A 14,818-nucleotide genomic window follows, 5' to 3' on the forward strand; every position below is an offset into this window, starting at 1 on the left:
TACGCCCCGGGTGCCGGTTCGCGCGGCATGCGGTTCGGGTCATGGCAGCAGGAACGGAATGCGTAGTGCTTTATGCTGATTCTCCTTAACCTTCTGGCCGGTGTGGCGCTGCTCGTATGGGGGTCGCACATCGTCCGCACCGGCATCCTGCGGGTACTCGGCACCGACCTGCGCAGCGCGCTCGGGCGCAGCACCAGCAGCCGCTGGCGGGCCTTTCTCTCGGGTGTCGGCGTAACGAGCCTCGTGCAAAGCAGCAATGCAACCGCGGTGATCGTCACGTCGTTTGCGGCGCAGGGTCTCTTGCCGCTTACCAGCGGCCTTGCGATCATGCTCGGCGCCGACGTCGGCACCGCGTTGATGGCGCGGCTGCTGACACTCGATTTGTCATGGCTGTCGCCGATCCTGATTCTGTTCGGTGTGCCACTCTTTCTATCGCGCAAGCAGACCCGCCTCGGCCAGGTCGGCCGCACGCTAATCGGGCTTGGCTTGATCCTGCTGGCGCTGCATCTGATCGTCGAAGCCGCCCAGCCGATGATGCAAGCCGCCGGCGTGCGCGTGATGTTCGGCGCGCTGACCGGCGACACGATGCTCGATGCGCTGGTCGGCGCGGCGTTCGCCATGCTCTCCTATTCGAGCCTCGCGGCGGTATTGCTGACCGCGACGCTCGCGTCGTCCGGCGTGATCTCGTTGAAGGTGGCGTTGTGTCTTGTGATCGGCGCGAACCTCGGCAGCGGCTTGCTGGCGCTGATCGGTACTGTCGCGCAGAACGCGGCGGCGCGGCGTCTGGCGTTGGGCAGTCTTGCGTTCAAGCTGGCCGGTGCGCTGCTGATCCTGCCGTTCGCACCGCTGCTCGCGCGCGCTCTGCCGGTGCTGATCGCGAATCCGCGCGAAGCGGTGGTCGGTTTTCACCTGATCTACAACACGCTGCGTTGCTGTGCGTGCCTGTCGCTGATCGATCCGGTGGCACGCATTTGCACGCGCATGTTGTCGGACCGGCCGCAGCCGAACGGCGAACTGCGGCCACTGCATCTGGATGCCGCCGCGCTTTCCACGCCGACTCTCGCGCTCGCGCATGCCGCTCGCGAGGTGCTGCGCATCGGTGACATCGTGAGCTCCATGCTCAACAACGTCGCGGAGCTGATCCATCACAACAATCTCGACACAGCGCGCGAAACGGTTCGCATGGACGACGACGTGGACGAACTCTACGCCGCGGTCAAAAGCTATCTGACGCTGATCTCCCGAGAGCAGCTCGACGAGGCCGATAGCCGCCGCTGGACCGACATCATTTCGCTGACGATCAACCTGGAGCATGCGGGCGACATCATCGAGCGGATCGTGAGCGATATCGAGGAGAAGAAGATCGCGCATCGTTTGTCGTTCTCCGAGGAAGGGCTCGGCGAACTGGACGATTTGCAGACGCGTCTCGTCACCAATCTGCAACTCGGGCTATCCGTGTTTCTGAACAACGATCTGCGTTGCGCGGAGCGCTTGCTGGCGGAGAAGGAACGTTTTCGCGATCTGGAGCGCGCGTATTCGTACAAGCATCTGGACCGGCTCGCGGGGCAAAGCTTGCGCAGCATCGAGACCAGCGCGCTGCATCTGGATCTGATCAGCGACATGAAGCGGCTCAATTCGCTGTTCTGCGCGACGGCCTATCCGGTACTCGACGCAGCCGGCGCGCTGCACGCCACGCGCTTGCGCAAGCGCGTGCTCGACACGATGCACGTGAAGGAATAGGCGGCTGCCCGGCTATGGGTCGCAAGCGCCGTTTATGAGCGAACCACACGCAACTTACACGAAGCACTAAGCCAGAACGATCTCTTCCAGCTTCCTCTTCAGCGATGCAAAGTCGGCGGCTTCGGCCGCCTTTTTGTTGGTGATCAGCACGTCTATGCGATCGACCGGACAGTACGAAATCCGGCTGCGCTGGCCGATCTTGCTGTAGTCGGCGAGGATCACGACGCGGTCCGCGTTGGCGACCATGGCGCGCGCCACTTCGGTTTCGCCGTGATCGTAGTTGGTCGCGCCGTGCCGGTGATCGATTCCTACCGGCGAGAGCAGCGCTATGTCCGCACGATAGCGCTGGATGTCGAGCACGGTGGTGGCGCCGGTGGTCGCCATCGCGCGATCGCTGATCGAGCCGCCCAGCAGGATGACTTCGTTGGCCGCTTCGGTTTGCTCGACGGCGCCGCGCATTTTCAGTGCGACGTCGATCGAATTGGTGACGATCGTCAGGTTCGCCAGTTTCGCCAGTTCCTCGGCTAGCGCCGCGGTGGTGGTGCCGGCGTCGATAAAAAGCGTCTGGCCACTGGTAATCAACCCGGTGGCCGCCTTGGCGATCGCTGTCTTCGATTTGACGCGCGTGTGCGCACGCTCGGCGATCGGCGCTTCGTCCGCGGGTTTGATCGCGCCGCCGTGCACGCGCCGCAACTCACCGAGTGCTTCCAGATCGAGCAGGTCGCGCCGCACTGTTTCGCGCGACACGCCGAGGTCCGCCATGATGCGTTCGGTCGACACGCGTTGAAGCGTCGACAGCAACGCGCGAATTCTCTGATGACGGTCTTCCTGCCACATGCATTTTTCCTTGGAGGCGAACGCGCGTTCACACGGCTTTGTTTTGACTGCGACATCGTTGGCACGGATGTGTGTCCGGACGATGTCAAGCGTACTACTTTAGCCGATTTTGTTGTATTTTTTTGGCAGCTTGCAAGTTTGTGTATTTAACTTTAGCCTTCGCAAATCGAAGCGCCGCGCCTATTTCGAACGCGAAATGTTCGAGAAGGAATTGAAATGTCCTGTTTCGAGCATTTTGCGGCGTTTTTTGGCAATTTGATTGACCCGCCTCGTTGCCATAATGGATCGTGGCATTCCTCGGACGAACGATTCGCCGGTGCACGTGGCGCTGCTGGAACGCTGTACGGTTCGTCATCCTGACGATGAGTGCGGATGCCCGCGCCATTGAAGTATTGGCCGTGCGGCGTACTATCGCAGCGTCACCCGTTAGCGCGATACTACGCGCGGGGCTCGAGCGTGAGGGCTGCGCGAAACGGCGTTCGTGATGGCGGCGGTGGCAGTTAAAAGCGTGTCGAGAGCACATTAACGCGCTCTATCTTGAAGGTAACGAGACGTGGGAAACGGGATTAATCGCGCTATATCCGCAGACTGGCCGTATCCGCGGCTGATCGCGCATCGCTGCGGCGGCACGCTGGCGCCGGAGAACACGCTCGCCGGTTTCGACGCGTGCGTACGCTACGGCTACCGGATGGTTGAATTCGACGCCAAGCTCTCCGCCGACAACCAGCCCTTTCTGTTGCATGACGACACGCTGAAGCGCACCACCAACGGCCACGGCGCCGCGGCAGAACACACGTGGCACTCACTGGCTGGGCTCGACGCGGGCGCCTGGTACGGGCCGCAATTCGCGGGCACGCGCCTGCCGACGCTCGCCGAAGCGGCCGAGCGTTGTGCGCGCGAAGGCATCGCCGCCAACATCGAAATCAAACCGTGTCCGGGCCGCGACGAGATCACCGGGCGTCTGGTGGCAAGCGGCGCGCTGACGCTTTGGCAAGCGCAGACGCCGCCACTGCTTTCATCGTTTTCGTTCGACGCGCTAGCCGCTGCGCGCGATGCGGCGCCCTTATTGCGGCGCGGCATGCTGTTCGAAGATGTGCCGGCGGACTGGCTGCGCATCGTGCGTGAGTTGGACTGCGTGTCGTTGCACGCGAGTCACCGGCATCTGAGCGAACCGTTGGTCGCCGAGATCCATGCGGCCGGATTGCGCGTGCTGGCCTACACGGTGAACGACCCGGAGCGCGCGCGGTTGCTCGCGCAGTGGGGCGTCGACATGATTTGTACAGATCGTATCGATAGACTGGAACACGACATGTTTTCCGCACCGGCGAACCCGGGCTGAGCATGGGGCGAGCGAGCAGGAGCACAAGCGCGCGCCCACAAAACTCGAATTAGAAATTTTCCAAACGTAGCAATTTCGGCAGAGGATGGGGAAGACTATGAACCGCACCGCGTTAGCACGTTTACTTTCGATGTCCGCCGCTGCGGGTGTTGCCGCAGCAGGCGTAAGCAGCGCCTCGGCTGCGCCGCTCGACACACTGATCGCAGCTGCCAAACAGGAGGGTCAACTGACTGTGATCGCCTTGCCGCACGACTGGTGCAACTACGGTCAGCTGGTCGCCGGTTTTCAGAAGAAATACGGTATCAAAGTCAACGAACTGAATCCGGATGCGGGTTCGGGCGACGAAATCGAAGCCATCAAGGCGAACAAGGGCAATAAAGGCCCGCAAGCGCCTGACGTGATCGACGTGGGTTTGTCTTTCGGTCCGAGCGCAAAGGCGGAAGGTCTGCTGCAGCCCTACAAGGTGGCGACGTGGAAGTCGATTCCCAATGACTCGAAAGATGCCGACGGCTACTGGTACGGCGATTACTATGGCGTGCTTTCGTTCGAAGTAAATGCCGACATGATCGACAAGGTGCCGGCCGACTGGAGCGATCTGCTCAAGTCAGACTATAAGAACGCCGTTTCGCTGGCAGGCGATCCGCGCTCGGCCAACCAGGCAATCCAGGGCGTGTTCGCCGCGGGCCTCTCACAGAGCAAGGGCGATGTGAGCAAGGCCGACAAAGCCGGCCTCAAATTCTTTGCCGATCTGAACAAGAGCGGCAACTTCGTGCCGGTGATCGGCAAGGCCGCGTCGCTCGCGCAGGGCACCACGCCGATCGTCGTGCGCTGGGACTACAACGCGCTGGCCGATCGCGACACGCTGAAGGGCAATCCGAAGGTGCAGGTGGTGATTCCGAAAACGGGTGTCGTCGGCGGCGTCTACGTCCAGGCGATCAGCGCCTATGCACCGCATCCGAACGCAGCCAAGCTATGGATGGAATATCTGTATTCGGACGAAGGCCAGATCGGCTGGCTGACTGGCTATTGCCATCCGATGCGCTATAACGAAATGGTTGCCGCGAAGAAGGTCCCGCAACCGGTGCTCGACAAACTACCGCCGCCTTCGGCATACAAGAATGTGGTGTTCCCGACGCTGTCCCAACAGGATGCTTACAAGGACACCATCACGAAGCATTGGGACGAAGCGGTCGGCGCGAACGTGAAGTAAACGAGGCAACGCTACTTCAATCCGCCGCATGCAGTTTTGCCGGTGGCGCGCCGCTTCAGTTGAGCGGCGCGCCCGGCGTTAGCCAGAAAGCCCCAAGGGTAAGCTATGAGCGCTTCATCGGATGCTGGATCGGTGCAGCCGGAATTGCTGGTTCCGCCTGTGCCCACGCCAACGCCTCGCGTCGACGGTCCGGGCCGCGCGTCGCAGTTCCTGAACTGGATCGGCGTGCTGCCGTTCTTCACCTTCGCGCTGTTGTTCCTGATTTTGCCGACTGGTTTTCTGATGGTCGGCGCGTTTCAGGATTCGCAAGGCCACTTCACGCTCGCCAATTTTCGCGACCTGCTCCAGCCGGGCATACTCGACGCTTACTGGATCAGCTTCAAGGTGAGCGCCGCTTCCGCGCTCGGCGGCGCGGTGATCGGTTCGCTGCTCGCGTGGGCGGCGGTACAAGGCAAGCTGCCCGGCTGGATTCGTCCGACCTTGATGACGTTCTCCGGCGTCGCGTCGAATTTTGCCGGCGTGCCGCTCGCGTTCGCCTTCATCTGCACATTGGGGCGCGTCGGTCTCGTCACCGTGTTGCTGAAGAAATACCTCGGCTTCAATCTGTATTCGACGGGCTTCAGCGTGTTGAGCTTCTCCGGTTTGACGCTGACCTACCTGTACTTCCAGATTCCGTTAATGGTGCTGATCGTCACGCCCGCGCTCGACGGCCTGAAGCGCGAATGGCGCGAAGCCTGCGATTGTCTCGGCGGCACGTCGTATCAATACTGGCGCTACGTTGCGTTGCCGGTGCTGTGGCCGAGCGTGCTCGGCGCCACCTTGCTGCTGTTCGCCAATTCGTTCGGCGCGGTCGCCACCGCTTATGCGCTGACCGGCAGTTCGCTGAACATCGTCACGATCCTGCTGTACGCGCAGATTCGCGGCGATGTGATGCACAACCAGAACCTCGGCTACGCGCTCGCGCTCGGCATGGTTCTCGTGACCGGCCTGTCGAACGGCGGCTATATCTGGTTGCGTTCACGCGCGGAAAGGGGGCGTCGATGAAAAGCCAATCGCGTGTGGGTGCGTGGACCGCAATGATCGTCGGTTCGCTGTACTTCCTGATTCCGTTGATCGCGACGTTCGAATTCAGCCTGCGGATGAAGCGCGGCACGTATAGCTTCGAGGCGTATAGCGTCGTGCTGGCCGATTCGCGTTTTCAGGCCTCGTTCGGCTATTCGATCCTGATGGCGGTGCTGACGATCATCGTCGGCGTGCTGCTGGTGGTGCCGACTGCGTACTGGGTGCAATTGCGGCTGCCGAAGCTGCGGCCGGTGGTCGAATTCATCACGCTGTTGCCGCTGGTGGTTCCGGCGATCGTGATCGTGTTCGGGTATCTGCGCATTTATAACAGCAGTTCGATTCTGCCGCTCACCAGCAACGAACGCGCGACCGACGTATTGCTGGTGCTCGGCTACGTGACACTATCGCTGCCGTACATGTACCGCGCGGTGGATGCCGGTTTGCGCGCGGTCGACGTGCGTTCGCTGACCGAGGCCGCGGAGTGTCTCGGTGCGAACTGGCCGACGATTCTCTTCAAGGTGATTTTTCCGAATATCCGCTCCGGCATTCTGTCCGGCGCGTTTCTCACCTTTGCCGTGGTGATCGGCGAATTCACGCTGGCGAGTCTGCTCGACCGGCCCGCGTTCGGACCGTATCTACAATTGATCGGTGCGAACCGCGCGTATGAACCGTCGGCGCTTGCGATCATCGCGTTCGTGATTACGTGGGCATCGATGGGTTTGATCCAGGTATTCGGCTCGGCCCGCGCGCTTAGCGGCCAGAAAATTTGACGGACTGAGGCAGCGAATCATGGCTTTTCTAGAGATCGAAAATCTGCATAAGTCGTTCGGGGCGAACACGGCGCTGCATCACTTCGACATGCAGATCGAACGCGGCGAGTTCATCACCTTTCTTGGACCGTCCGGTTGCGGCAAGACCACGGTATTGCGGATGATCGCCGGCTTCGAAACGCCGACGCGCGGCATCATCCGGTTAGATAGCAAGGACGTCACGCATCTGCGTACGCGGCAGCGCAAGGTCGGCATGGTGTTTCAGTCGTATGCGCTGTTTCCGAATATGACGGTGGCCGACAACATCGGCTTTGGGCTGAAGATTACGCATCGTCCGCAGGCGGAGATCAAAAAGCGCGTCGAAGAAATGCTGCAGCTGATCAAGCTGCCGCATCTCGGCGAGCGTTATCCGTGGCAACTGTCGGGCGGTCAGCAGCAACGCGTGGCATTGGCGCGCGCGCTGGCTGGCAAGCCGCAGGTGCTGCTGCTCGACGAACCGCTCTCCGCGCTCGACGCGAAGATCCGCATTTCGCTGCGGCAGGACATTCGCGCGTTGCAACGCGAACTCGGCATCACGTCGATTTTCGTCACGCACGATCAGGAAGAGGCGTTGTCGATTTCAGACCGCATCGTCGTGATGAACGAAGGCCGCGTCGAACAGATCGGCTCGCCTTCGGAGATCTATAACTATCCGCGTACGCGCTTTGTTGCTTCATTCGTCGGCACGCTGAACATCCTGGCGGGACACGTGGTGGATCCGGCCACCGGCAAGATGGCCGTCGACGGCCAGGAGCTGACGACCACGCAGGAACTGCCGCTGGACGACGCCGGCAAAAAGCGTCTGCTCGCGCTGCGGCCCGAGGCGATCGTGCTGGAGCCGGCCGCGCCCGGCCGCAACACGCTGAATGCAACCGTCGAAGAGGTGAATTTCCTCGGTGCTGTGGTGCGCATCCGAACACGCGTGAAGGACGCGGTCATTTCACTCGACGTGTTCAACGACCCGAATCGCGGTTTGCCGGAACGGGGTCAGCCGGTGTCGCTGGGTTTCTCGCATGAGAACCTGCTGGTGCTTGAAGAAGGCGGCGCATAAGAACCAGCAAACACCAACAGACGGCGCTTTTCTCGAGCGAAGGGTGCTGCTGAAAAGCCCTCCGGGTTTTCCCGAGGTCGCTGCCTCGATGCATTCCGGATTCCCCGACAGCCCTCGTCCGGATTTCCGGAATTCCGGACGGCGAGCGTAGTAATAAGCCAAAAAACCTATATAAATCAAAGCGTGCGAGCTCGCTTCAAGCTGGCATCGACCTTGCGAAATAGATCGCGCGGCCGCAACGGTCCGACAACTAAAGCAAGGAGACAACGATGTCTGATTTCCCTTCCCGGTATCTCTGAATTCGTCGTCTTGTCGCGGCCTAATGCCGTGCACAGGCGTGACGATCATTCGTTCGCATGATGCGCAGCGTGGCAGGCCATGAGCTCATCCACATCGCAGGAAACATCGTGAAGAAACCTATCCACAAAGTGCTGTACGTCCAGGTGATCGTGGCGATCATCATCGGCATCGCGCTCGGACACTACTACCCGAACCTCGCCGTCGACATGAAGCCGCTCGGCGACGGCTTCATCAAGCTGATCAAGATGGTGATCGGGCCGATCATCTTCTGTACGGTGGTGACGGGCATCGCCGGCATGGAAGACATGAAGAAGGTCGGGCGCGTCGGCGGCAAGGCGCTGCTGTACTTCGAAATCGTTTCGACCTTCGCGCTGGTGCTCGGCCTGATCGCCACGCACGTGCTCAAACCGGGTGTCGGCTTCAACATCGATCCGGCCACGCTCGACGGCAAGGCGGTCGCTTCGTACGCCGCCAAGGCGCACGGCCAGACCACGGTCGACTTCCTGATGCACATCATTCCTGACACGATCTCGTCGGCGTTCGCGCAAGGCGAAATCCTGCAGATCCTGCTGGTCGCGTTGCTGTTCGGCGCGGTGCTGGCAACGGCGGGTGAGAAGGGCAAGGTCGTGACGAACTTCATCGACGGCCTCTCGCACGTGCTGTTCGGCATCGTGCGCATCATCACGAAGCTGGCGCCGATCGGCGCGTTCGGCGCGATGGCCTTCACGATCGGCAAGTACGGCATCGGCTCGCTGCTGCCGATGCTCAAGCTGATCGGCACGTTCTATCTGACTTCGATCGTGTTCGTGGTGGTTGTGCTCGGCCTCATCGCGCGCGCGGTGGGCTTCAACATCCTGCGCTTTGTCTCGTACATCAAGGAAGAGATGCTGATCGTGCTCGGCACGAGTTCGTCGGAAGCCGCGCTGCCGCAACTGATGCTGAAGCTCGAAAAGCTCGGCTGCTCGCGCTCGGTGGTGGGCCTCGTGGTGCCGACCGGTTATTCGTTCAACCTCGACGGCACCAACATCTATATGACGATGGCCGTGCTGTTCATCGCCCAGGCCACCAACACCGACCTCACGTGGACGCAGCAGCTCACGCTGCTGGCGGTGACGATGCTGACCTCGAAGGGCGCGAGCGGCGTGACCGGCGCGGGCTTCATCACGCTGGCGGCAACCCTCGCTGTGGTGCCGACCATTCCGCTGTCGGGCATGGTGCTGATTCTCGGCATCGACCGCTTCATGAGCGAATGCCGCGCGCTGACCAACATCGTCGGCAACGGCGTGGCGACGGTGGTGGTGTCGGCATGGGAAAAGGAACTGGATCGCTCGAAGCTGAACGCCGCGCTGCGCGGCGATGTGGCGGTCAAAGAGCCGGCTGGCGTTTAAGCCGGGTCATGACCGCGGCCGCGGACGCCAACGTATGAAACCGGCGGCCGCGCGCCGACACACCGCGCCGTCGGCCGAACCTCCCGCCGACGGCGCGTCGCCTTATGCCACCTCGCCTTATGCCACAATAGCCGATCATCATCGATCGGAATTTGCCAACGTGACGCGCCGCCTGCTGATCCTCTTCGCGCTCGTCGCCGGGCTCGTGGCGGCGTGCGGGCTCACCTACAGCATTGCGTGGCAGCGTGGGATCGACAATTTGCGGCACAACGCCGCGGTGCGCGTCGATCGCACTGCCAGCGCGCTGAAAAGCACGCTGGAGCGCTACGAGTCGCTGCCTTATCTGCTCGCTGAGCATCCGATCGTGCAGGACGTGCTGGTCAATCCCACGCCCGCCAACGTCGAGCGCGCCAATCTGTATCTCGAAGACCTCAATCTCCACGCGCGGGCCACGGTTACCTACATCATTCCTCTTGACGGCTATTGCGTCGCCGCGAGCAACTGGCACGGGCCGGGCAGTTTCATCGGCGCGGGCTATCAGTTCCGGCCGTATTTTCTCGATGCGATCAAGGGCGGCGTGGGCCGCTTCTTCGGCATCGGCACGATCTCGCAGGCGCCGGGTTACTACATCTCGCAGCCGGTGCGGCGCGCGGGCAAGATCGTCGGCGTGGCGGTGGTCAAACTCGATCTCGAATGGTTTCAGGGCGCGGATGCGTCCGAGCCGCTCGTCGTCACCGACGATCACGGTGTGATTTTTCTGTCGTCGATGCCGGCGTGGAAATATCACACGATACGGCCGCTGTCCGGACAAGTGGCCGACTCGATTTATCAGGCGCGTCAGTATGCGCAGCAGCCGATCGCGCCGCTGCCGGTGACGATCGAGCGCGCGCTCGAAGGCAATGCGCAGATCGTGCGCATTGGTGGCGGCCGCTATGCGCCGCGCTACCTCGCGTCGCGGCGCGGCATGGGTGAGCCGGACTGGCATCTGATCACGATGTCGCCTGTCGATCCGGTCGACGCCGACGCGCGCAACGCGACCATCGTCACCGGTTTCGGTTATGTATCGCTGGTGCTGCTCGCGTTCTACTGGAGAATGCGCCGCGCCCGCGTGCGCGAGGTCATGCGCAGCCGTGCGCTGCTGCAAAAGGCCTACGCGGAGTTGAACCGGCGTGTGGCTGAGCGCACCGCGGATCTGTCGCAGGCGAACGAGCAGTTGCAGAAGGAAGTGGCTGAACGCACGCGTGCCGAGCAGGAGCTGCGCGCCGCGCACGATGAACTGATTCAGGCCAGCAAGCTCGCCGCGCTCGGTCAGATGGCGGCCGGCATCACGCACGAATTAAATCAGCCGCTCGCGGCGTTGCGCGGTTTCTCGGACAATACGCGCGTGCTGCTTGAACGCGGCGATCAGGCGTCGGCGCGCGAAAATCTCGAAGCGATCGCGGCGCTCACCGAGCGCATGGGCAAGATCACCAATCAGTTGAAGCTGTTCGTCGGCCGGGCACGGCCCCGCAATGCGCGCGCGCCGATCGTGCGGGCGTTGCGCAACGTCATCGCGCTGCTGCAACAGCGTTTGCAGGGCGTCGAAGTCGAGTTCGCTTTGCTCGATGCCGGGACCGGCGCACGCACGCTTTTGACTCTCGCCGACGATCATCCGCAACTGATCGCGAATTGCGACGATCTGCGGCTCGAACAGGTGCTGATCAACCTGCTTGGCAACGCGCTCGACTCGACGGCGGGCATGACGCCGCGGCGCATTTCGATCGAGGTCGAAGTCGCGGATACGACCTTGTCGTTCGCCGTGCGTGATAACGGTCCAGGCATTCCCGAAGACGTGCTGCCGCGTCTGTTCGAACCGTTCTTCACGACCAAGGAAATGGGCCAGGGGCTTGGGCTGGGCCTTGCGATTTCATCGTCGATTGCGCGCGATTGCGGCGGCACGCTGGTTGCGCGCAATGCGCCCAGCGGCGGTGCACTATTCGTGTTGACGCTGCGCCGCGTGCGCGTGCGGACGAGCCAAACATCGGACCCGCTCACGACGGGTTCCTGAATCAGATGAGAACGACATGCTGAACCACGGCTTGCAAGTGCTGTATATCGAGGACGACGAACTGGTGCGCCGCGCCAGCGTGCAGAGCCTGCAACTGGCGGGGTTCGACGTAATCGGCCATGCGTCGGCGGAATCCGCGGCCAGGATGATCAGCGCGGATTTCTCCGGTGTGATCGTCAGCGATATCCGCTTGCCGGGCGCGAGCGGTCTCGATCTGCTCGCGCAATGCCATGAGCGGGCGCCGGACGTGCCGGTGATTCTGGTCACCGGCCACGGCGACATTTCGATGGCCGTGCAGGCCATGCGCGACGGCGCGTATGACTTCATCGAGAAGCCGTTCGCGTCAGAGCGTTTGATCGAGACCGTGCGACGGGCTTTGGAGCGCCGCACGCTGGTGCTGGAAAACCTCGCGCTGCGCCGTGAACTGGCGGAACAGAACACGGTGGCGCCGCGCATCATCGGCCGCAGTCCGGCGATCGAGCAGGTGCGGCGGCTGATCGCGAACGTTGCACCGACCGATGCGTCGGTGCTGATCAACGGCGACACCGGCGCGGGCAAAGAGTTGATTGCGCGCAGCCTGCACGAACTGTCGCCGCGGCGTGACAAGCCGTTTATCGCGGTCAATTGCGGTGCGCTGCCGGAGCCGATGTTCGAGTCGGAAATGTTCGGCTACGAACCGGGTGCGTTCACGGGCGCGGCAAAACGGCGCATCGGCAAGCTCGAACACGCGTCGGGCGGCACATTGTTTCTCGACGAAATCGAGAGCATGCCGCTCGCGTTGCAGGTCAAGCTGCTGCGTGTTCTGCAGGACGGCGTGCTGGAACGGCTCGGCTCGAATCAGCCGATCCGCGTGGATTGCCGCGTGGTCGCCGCCGCGAAGGGCGATATGGCCGAACATGTCGCGGACGGCTCGTTCCGGCGCGACTTGCTGTATCGGCTGAACGTGGTGACGATCGCGCTGCCGCCGTTAGGCGAGCGGCGCGAGGACATCGTGCCGCTGTTCGAGCACTTCCTGCTGGACGCAGCGGTGCGTTACCAACGTCCCGCGCCGATTCTCACCGACCGGCAGCGCGCGAGTCTGATGCAGCGTGACTGGCCGGGCAATGTGCGCGAGCTGCGCAATGCCGCCGACCGCTTCGTGCTCGGCATCGCCGACGATCCCGTGATGTCGTTCGCCGACGACGATGCAGCGGCGCAACCGCTCAAAGAGCGTGTCGAGCAATTCGAGCGCGCGGTGATCGCGGAGGCGTTGGAGCAGACCGGCGGTGTGGTCGCGGTCGCGGCAGACAAGTTGCAGCTTGGGAAAGCGACGCTTTACGAGAAGATCAAGCGATATGGCCTGGCGGCCAAAGGGGAAGGGGAGCGGTGAGGGTTTGAAGCACCGGCGGCGAGGCGATGCGCGCCGGCGCGTCTGGATCGATCCGGATCAGGACGCGCCATGCAGTCAGGCTGCGTTCAGCGCTTTTTCCAACAACTGGTCGAGTTCCGCGAATTGCGGCTCGCCGACATAACGCTTGAGAATCTTGCCGTCCTTGTCGACCACGAAGGTGGTCGGCGTGAGCTGGACGTTGCCGAATTGCTTGGCGGCCGAGCCGTCGTCCATTGCAACCTTGAACGGCAACTGGCGCGTTTGCGTGTAGTTCGTCACGTACATCGGCGCGTCGTAGTTCATCGCGACCGCGACGAATTCGAGCCCTTTGCCCTTGAAGCGGTTATAGGTCTGGACCATCTGCGGCATTTCCTTCATGCAGGTGTCGCAGCTGGTCGCCCAGAAGTTGACGAGGTAGACCTTGCCCTTCAGATCGGCGGTCGAGACTTTCTGGCCGGACAGCAAGGTGAAGGTCGCATCGGGCACGCGTTGCTGGCCGGCAAAGGCGAAATAACCGGCAATGGCGATCGCGGCGGCTACGACGGCCATGATGATGTAACGAAGCGGACTCGCGCGGCGGGCGGCGGTGGACGGGGTGGAGCTCATGAACGGAACCTCGAGAGTCGCGCAGAACGCGCGGGACAGTGCGTCGGCTTGGGTTTTAAGCCCGGATTGCTTGGTGCCGCTATTGTAGCCCCAATCCGGGGGCGCGGCAGGACGCGGGCCGGGAGCGGATAATGGAGGTTTCCGTTCTCGTCAGTCCGATCTTCTGGTCCATGCTCCGAACTGCCTTTCGTTTTCTCGTCCGCCGTCCGCTTTGCCGTTTCGATAGCCGTCCCTCTGGCCAGCACATGATGGCTGGCCGCCAAGTTGCTGCAGTTCTGCGCTTGCAGCGTGCGCGCGCAGCGCTTGGCGCGGCGGTCTGCGCGCTGGCGCTCGGCGGCGCGCTGACAGCGTGCTCGCCGACCTTCGACTGGCGCACCATCATGAACAACGACAACGGCTATACCGTCGACTTGCCGGCCAAACCCGGCAACGATCAGCGCTCGGTGCAGATCGGCGGCACGCCGATGCAAATGGCGATGCAGACGGCCGAAGCCGGCGACGCTGTGTTCGCGGTTGGCACAGTGATGCTGCCGAACGACGATCAGGAGACGCAACGCGCCGCGCTCGAATTCCTGCGCACCGGCCTTGCCCGCAACGTGGGCGCCGCGCCCGATGCGCACGCCGTACAGATTCCGCTCGCCGCAGGCGGCAAGGTGCTCGGTCTGGAAATGAAACTGAGCGGCGAAGCCGGTTCGCAACACGAAGCGCGCACGGTCTACGCGCGGCTGGTGGCGCGCGGCCGGCATGTCTATCAGGCGGCGATCATTGCTTCCAGGCCACTGCCACAGGAACAGGTCGACCAGTTTTTTTCGTCGTTCCAGCTTTATTGACAGCGGTGGTTTGGGCCGATCCGGCGCGCGAAGTCGGGCTGGGCACAGTGAAAGTTCCTTCGCAGCTTCGCGCGCTAATTGATGGTTTACATGGAGGTTTTCCAGTTACCCACAGGTGCTGTGGATAACTCTGTTGAGAACGTTGTGCCAATTGCCGCAGATGCCCATCCCGTGGGCATTCCGTCAGTTTGCCCACGCGCGGGTCATTCAAAAAAACACAATAAAATCAA

12 protein-coding genes are annotated in these 14,818 nt (G+C 62.3%); 10 read left to right on the forward strand and 2 right to left on the reverse strand.

Translation table 11 applies throughout. From position 1 onward, the window contains the following. Nucleotides 1-72: 72 nt before the first annotated feature. Nucleotides 73-1,740, forward strand: coding sequence for a Na/Pi cotransporter family protein (locus AC3WOG_RS01745; RefSeq protein WP_492576371.1), 1,668 nt, complete (start codon nucleotides 73-75; stop codon nucleotides 1,738-1,740). 66 nt (nucleotides 1,741-1,806) lie between these two features. Here the strand turns inward: AC3WOG_RS01745 and AC3WOG_RS01750 are convergent, their stop codons facing one another. Further along, nucleotides 1,807-2,577 (reverse strand): DeoR/GlpR family DNA-binding transcription regulator, encoded by a 771-nt coding sequence (locus AC3WOG_RS01750; RefSeq protein WP_492576372.1) that lies wholly within the window; start codon nucleotides 2,575-2,577, stop codon nucleotides 1,807-1,809. Nucleotides 2,578-3,130: 553 nt separating this feature from the next. On the opposite strand from AC3WOG_RS01750, the gene ugpQ reads away from it, so the two are divergent. The 8 genes from ugpQ to AC3WOG_RS01790 all read left to right on the forward strand — a co-directional run bounded on the left by ugpQ (nucleotide 3,131) and on the right by AC3WOG_RS01790 (nucleotide 13,152). Beyond that, complete coding sequence (ugpQ, locus tag AC3WOG_RS01755) at nucleotides 3,131-3,916, forward strand: glycerophosphodiester phosphodiesterase (protein WP_492576373.1); 786 nt, start codon at nucleotides 3,131-3,133, stop codon at nucleotides 3,914-3,916. Nucleotides 3,917-4,013: 97 nt separating this feature from the next. Continuing rightward, a complete protein-coding gene (locus tag AC3WOG_RS01760; protein ID WP_492576374.1) occupies nucleotides 4,014-5,126 on the forward strand; it encodes an ABC transporter substrate-binding protein in 1,113 nt (370 codons plus the stop codon). A 105-nt stretch (nucleotides 5,127-5,231) separates the two neighbouring features. Continuing rightward, on the forward strand, nucleotides 5,232-6,170 hold the full coding sequence (locus tag AC3WOG_RS01765; protein WP_492576375.1) for an ABC transporter permease: 939 nt from the start codon (nucleotides 5,232-5,234) through the stop codon (nucleotides 6,168-6,170). After that, nucleotides 6,167-6,958 (forward strand): ABC transporter permease, encoded by a 792-nt coding sequence (locus tag AC3WOG_RS01770; protein WP_492576376.1) that lies wholly within the window; start codon nucleotides 6,167-6,169, stop codon nucleotides 6,956-6,958. Before AC3WOG_RS01765 ends, AC3WOG_RS01770 begins: the two co-directional genes overlap by 4 nt. A 19-nt stretch (nucleotides 6,959-6,977) precedes the next feature. Further along, a complete protein-coding gene (locus AC3WOG_RS01775) occupies nucleotides 6,978-8,048 on the forward strand; it encodes an ABC transporter ATP-binding protein (protein WP_492576377.1) in 1,071 nt (356 codons plus the stop codon). Nucleotides 8,049-8,455: 407 nt separating this feature from the next. Beyond that, on the forward strand, nucleotides 8,456-9,736 hold the full coding sequence (locus tag AC3WOG_RS01780) for a dicarboxylate/amino acid:cation symporter (protein ID WP_492576379.1): 1,281 nt from the start codon (nucleotides 8,456-8,458) through the stop codon (nucleotides 9,734-9,736). Between the two features lie 34 nt (nucleotides 9,737-9,770). Continuing rightward, nucleotides 9,771-11,783: a sensor histidine kinase gene (locus AC3WOG_RS01785; RefSeq protein WP_492576380.1), complete on the forward strand. Its 2,013-nt coding sequence runs from the start codon at nucleotides 9,771-9,773 to the stop codon at nucleotides 11,781-11,783. 16 nt (nucleotides 11,784-11,799) lie between these two features. Next, a complete protein-coding gene (locus AC3WOG_RS01790; RefSeq protein WP_492576381.1) occupies nucleotides 11,800-13,152 on the forward strand; it encodes a sigma-54-dependent transcriptional regulator in 1,353 nt (450 codons plus the stop codon). A 75-nt stretch (nucleotides 13,153-13,227) separates the two neighbouring features. Here the strand turns inward: AC3WOG_RS01790 and AC3WOG_RS01795 are convergent, their stop codons facing one another. Next, complete coding sequence (locus AC3WOG_RS01795; RefSeq protein WP_341313362.1) at nucleotides 13,228-13,758, reverse strand: TlpA disulfide reductase family protein; 531 nt, start codon at nucleotides 13,756-13,758, stop codon at nucleotides 13,228-13,230. Nucleotides 13,759-14,006: 248 nt separating this feature from the next. On the opposite strand from AC3WOG_RS01795, the gene AC3WOG_RS01800 reads away from it, so the two are divergent. Then, nucleotides 14,007-14,588, forward strand: a complete 582-nt coding sequence (locus AC3WOG_RS01800; RefSeq protein ID WP_492579687.1) for a hypothetical protein — start codon at nucleotides 14,007-14,009, stop codon at nucleotides 14,586-14,588. Nucleotides 14,589-14,818 lie beyond the last annotated feature (230 nt).

The sequence above is a fragment of the Paraburkholderia sp. FW306-02-B genome (genome assembly GCF_058782725.1).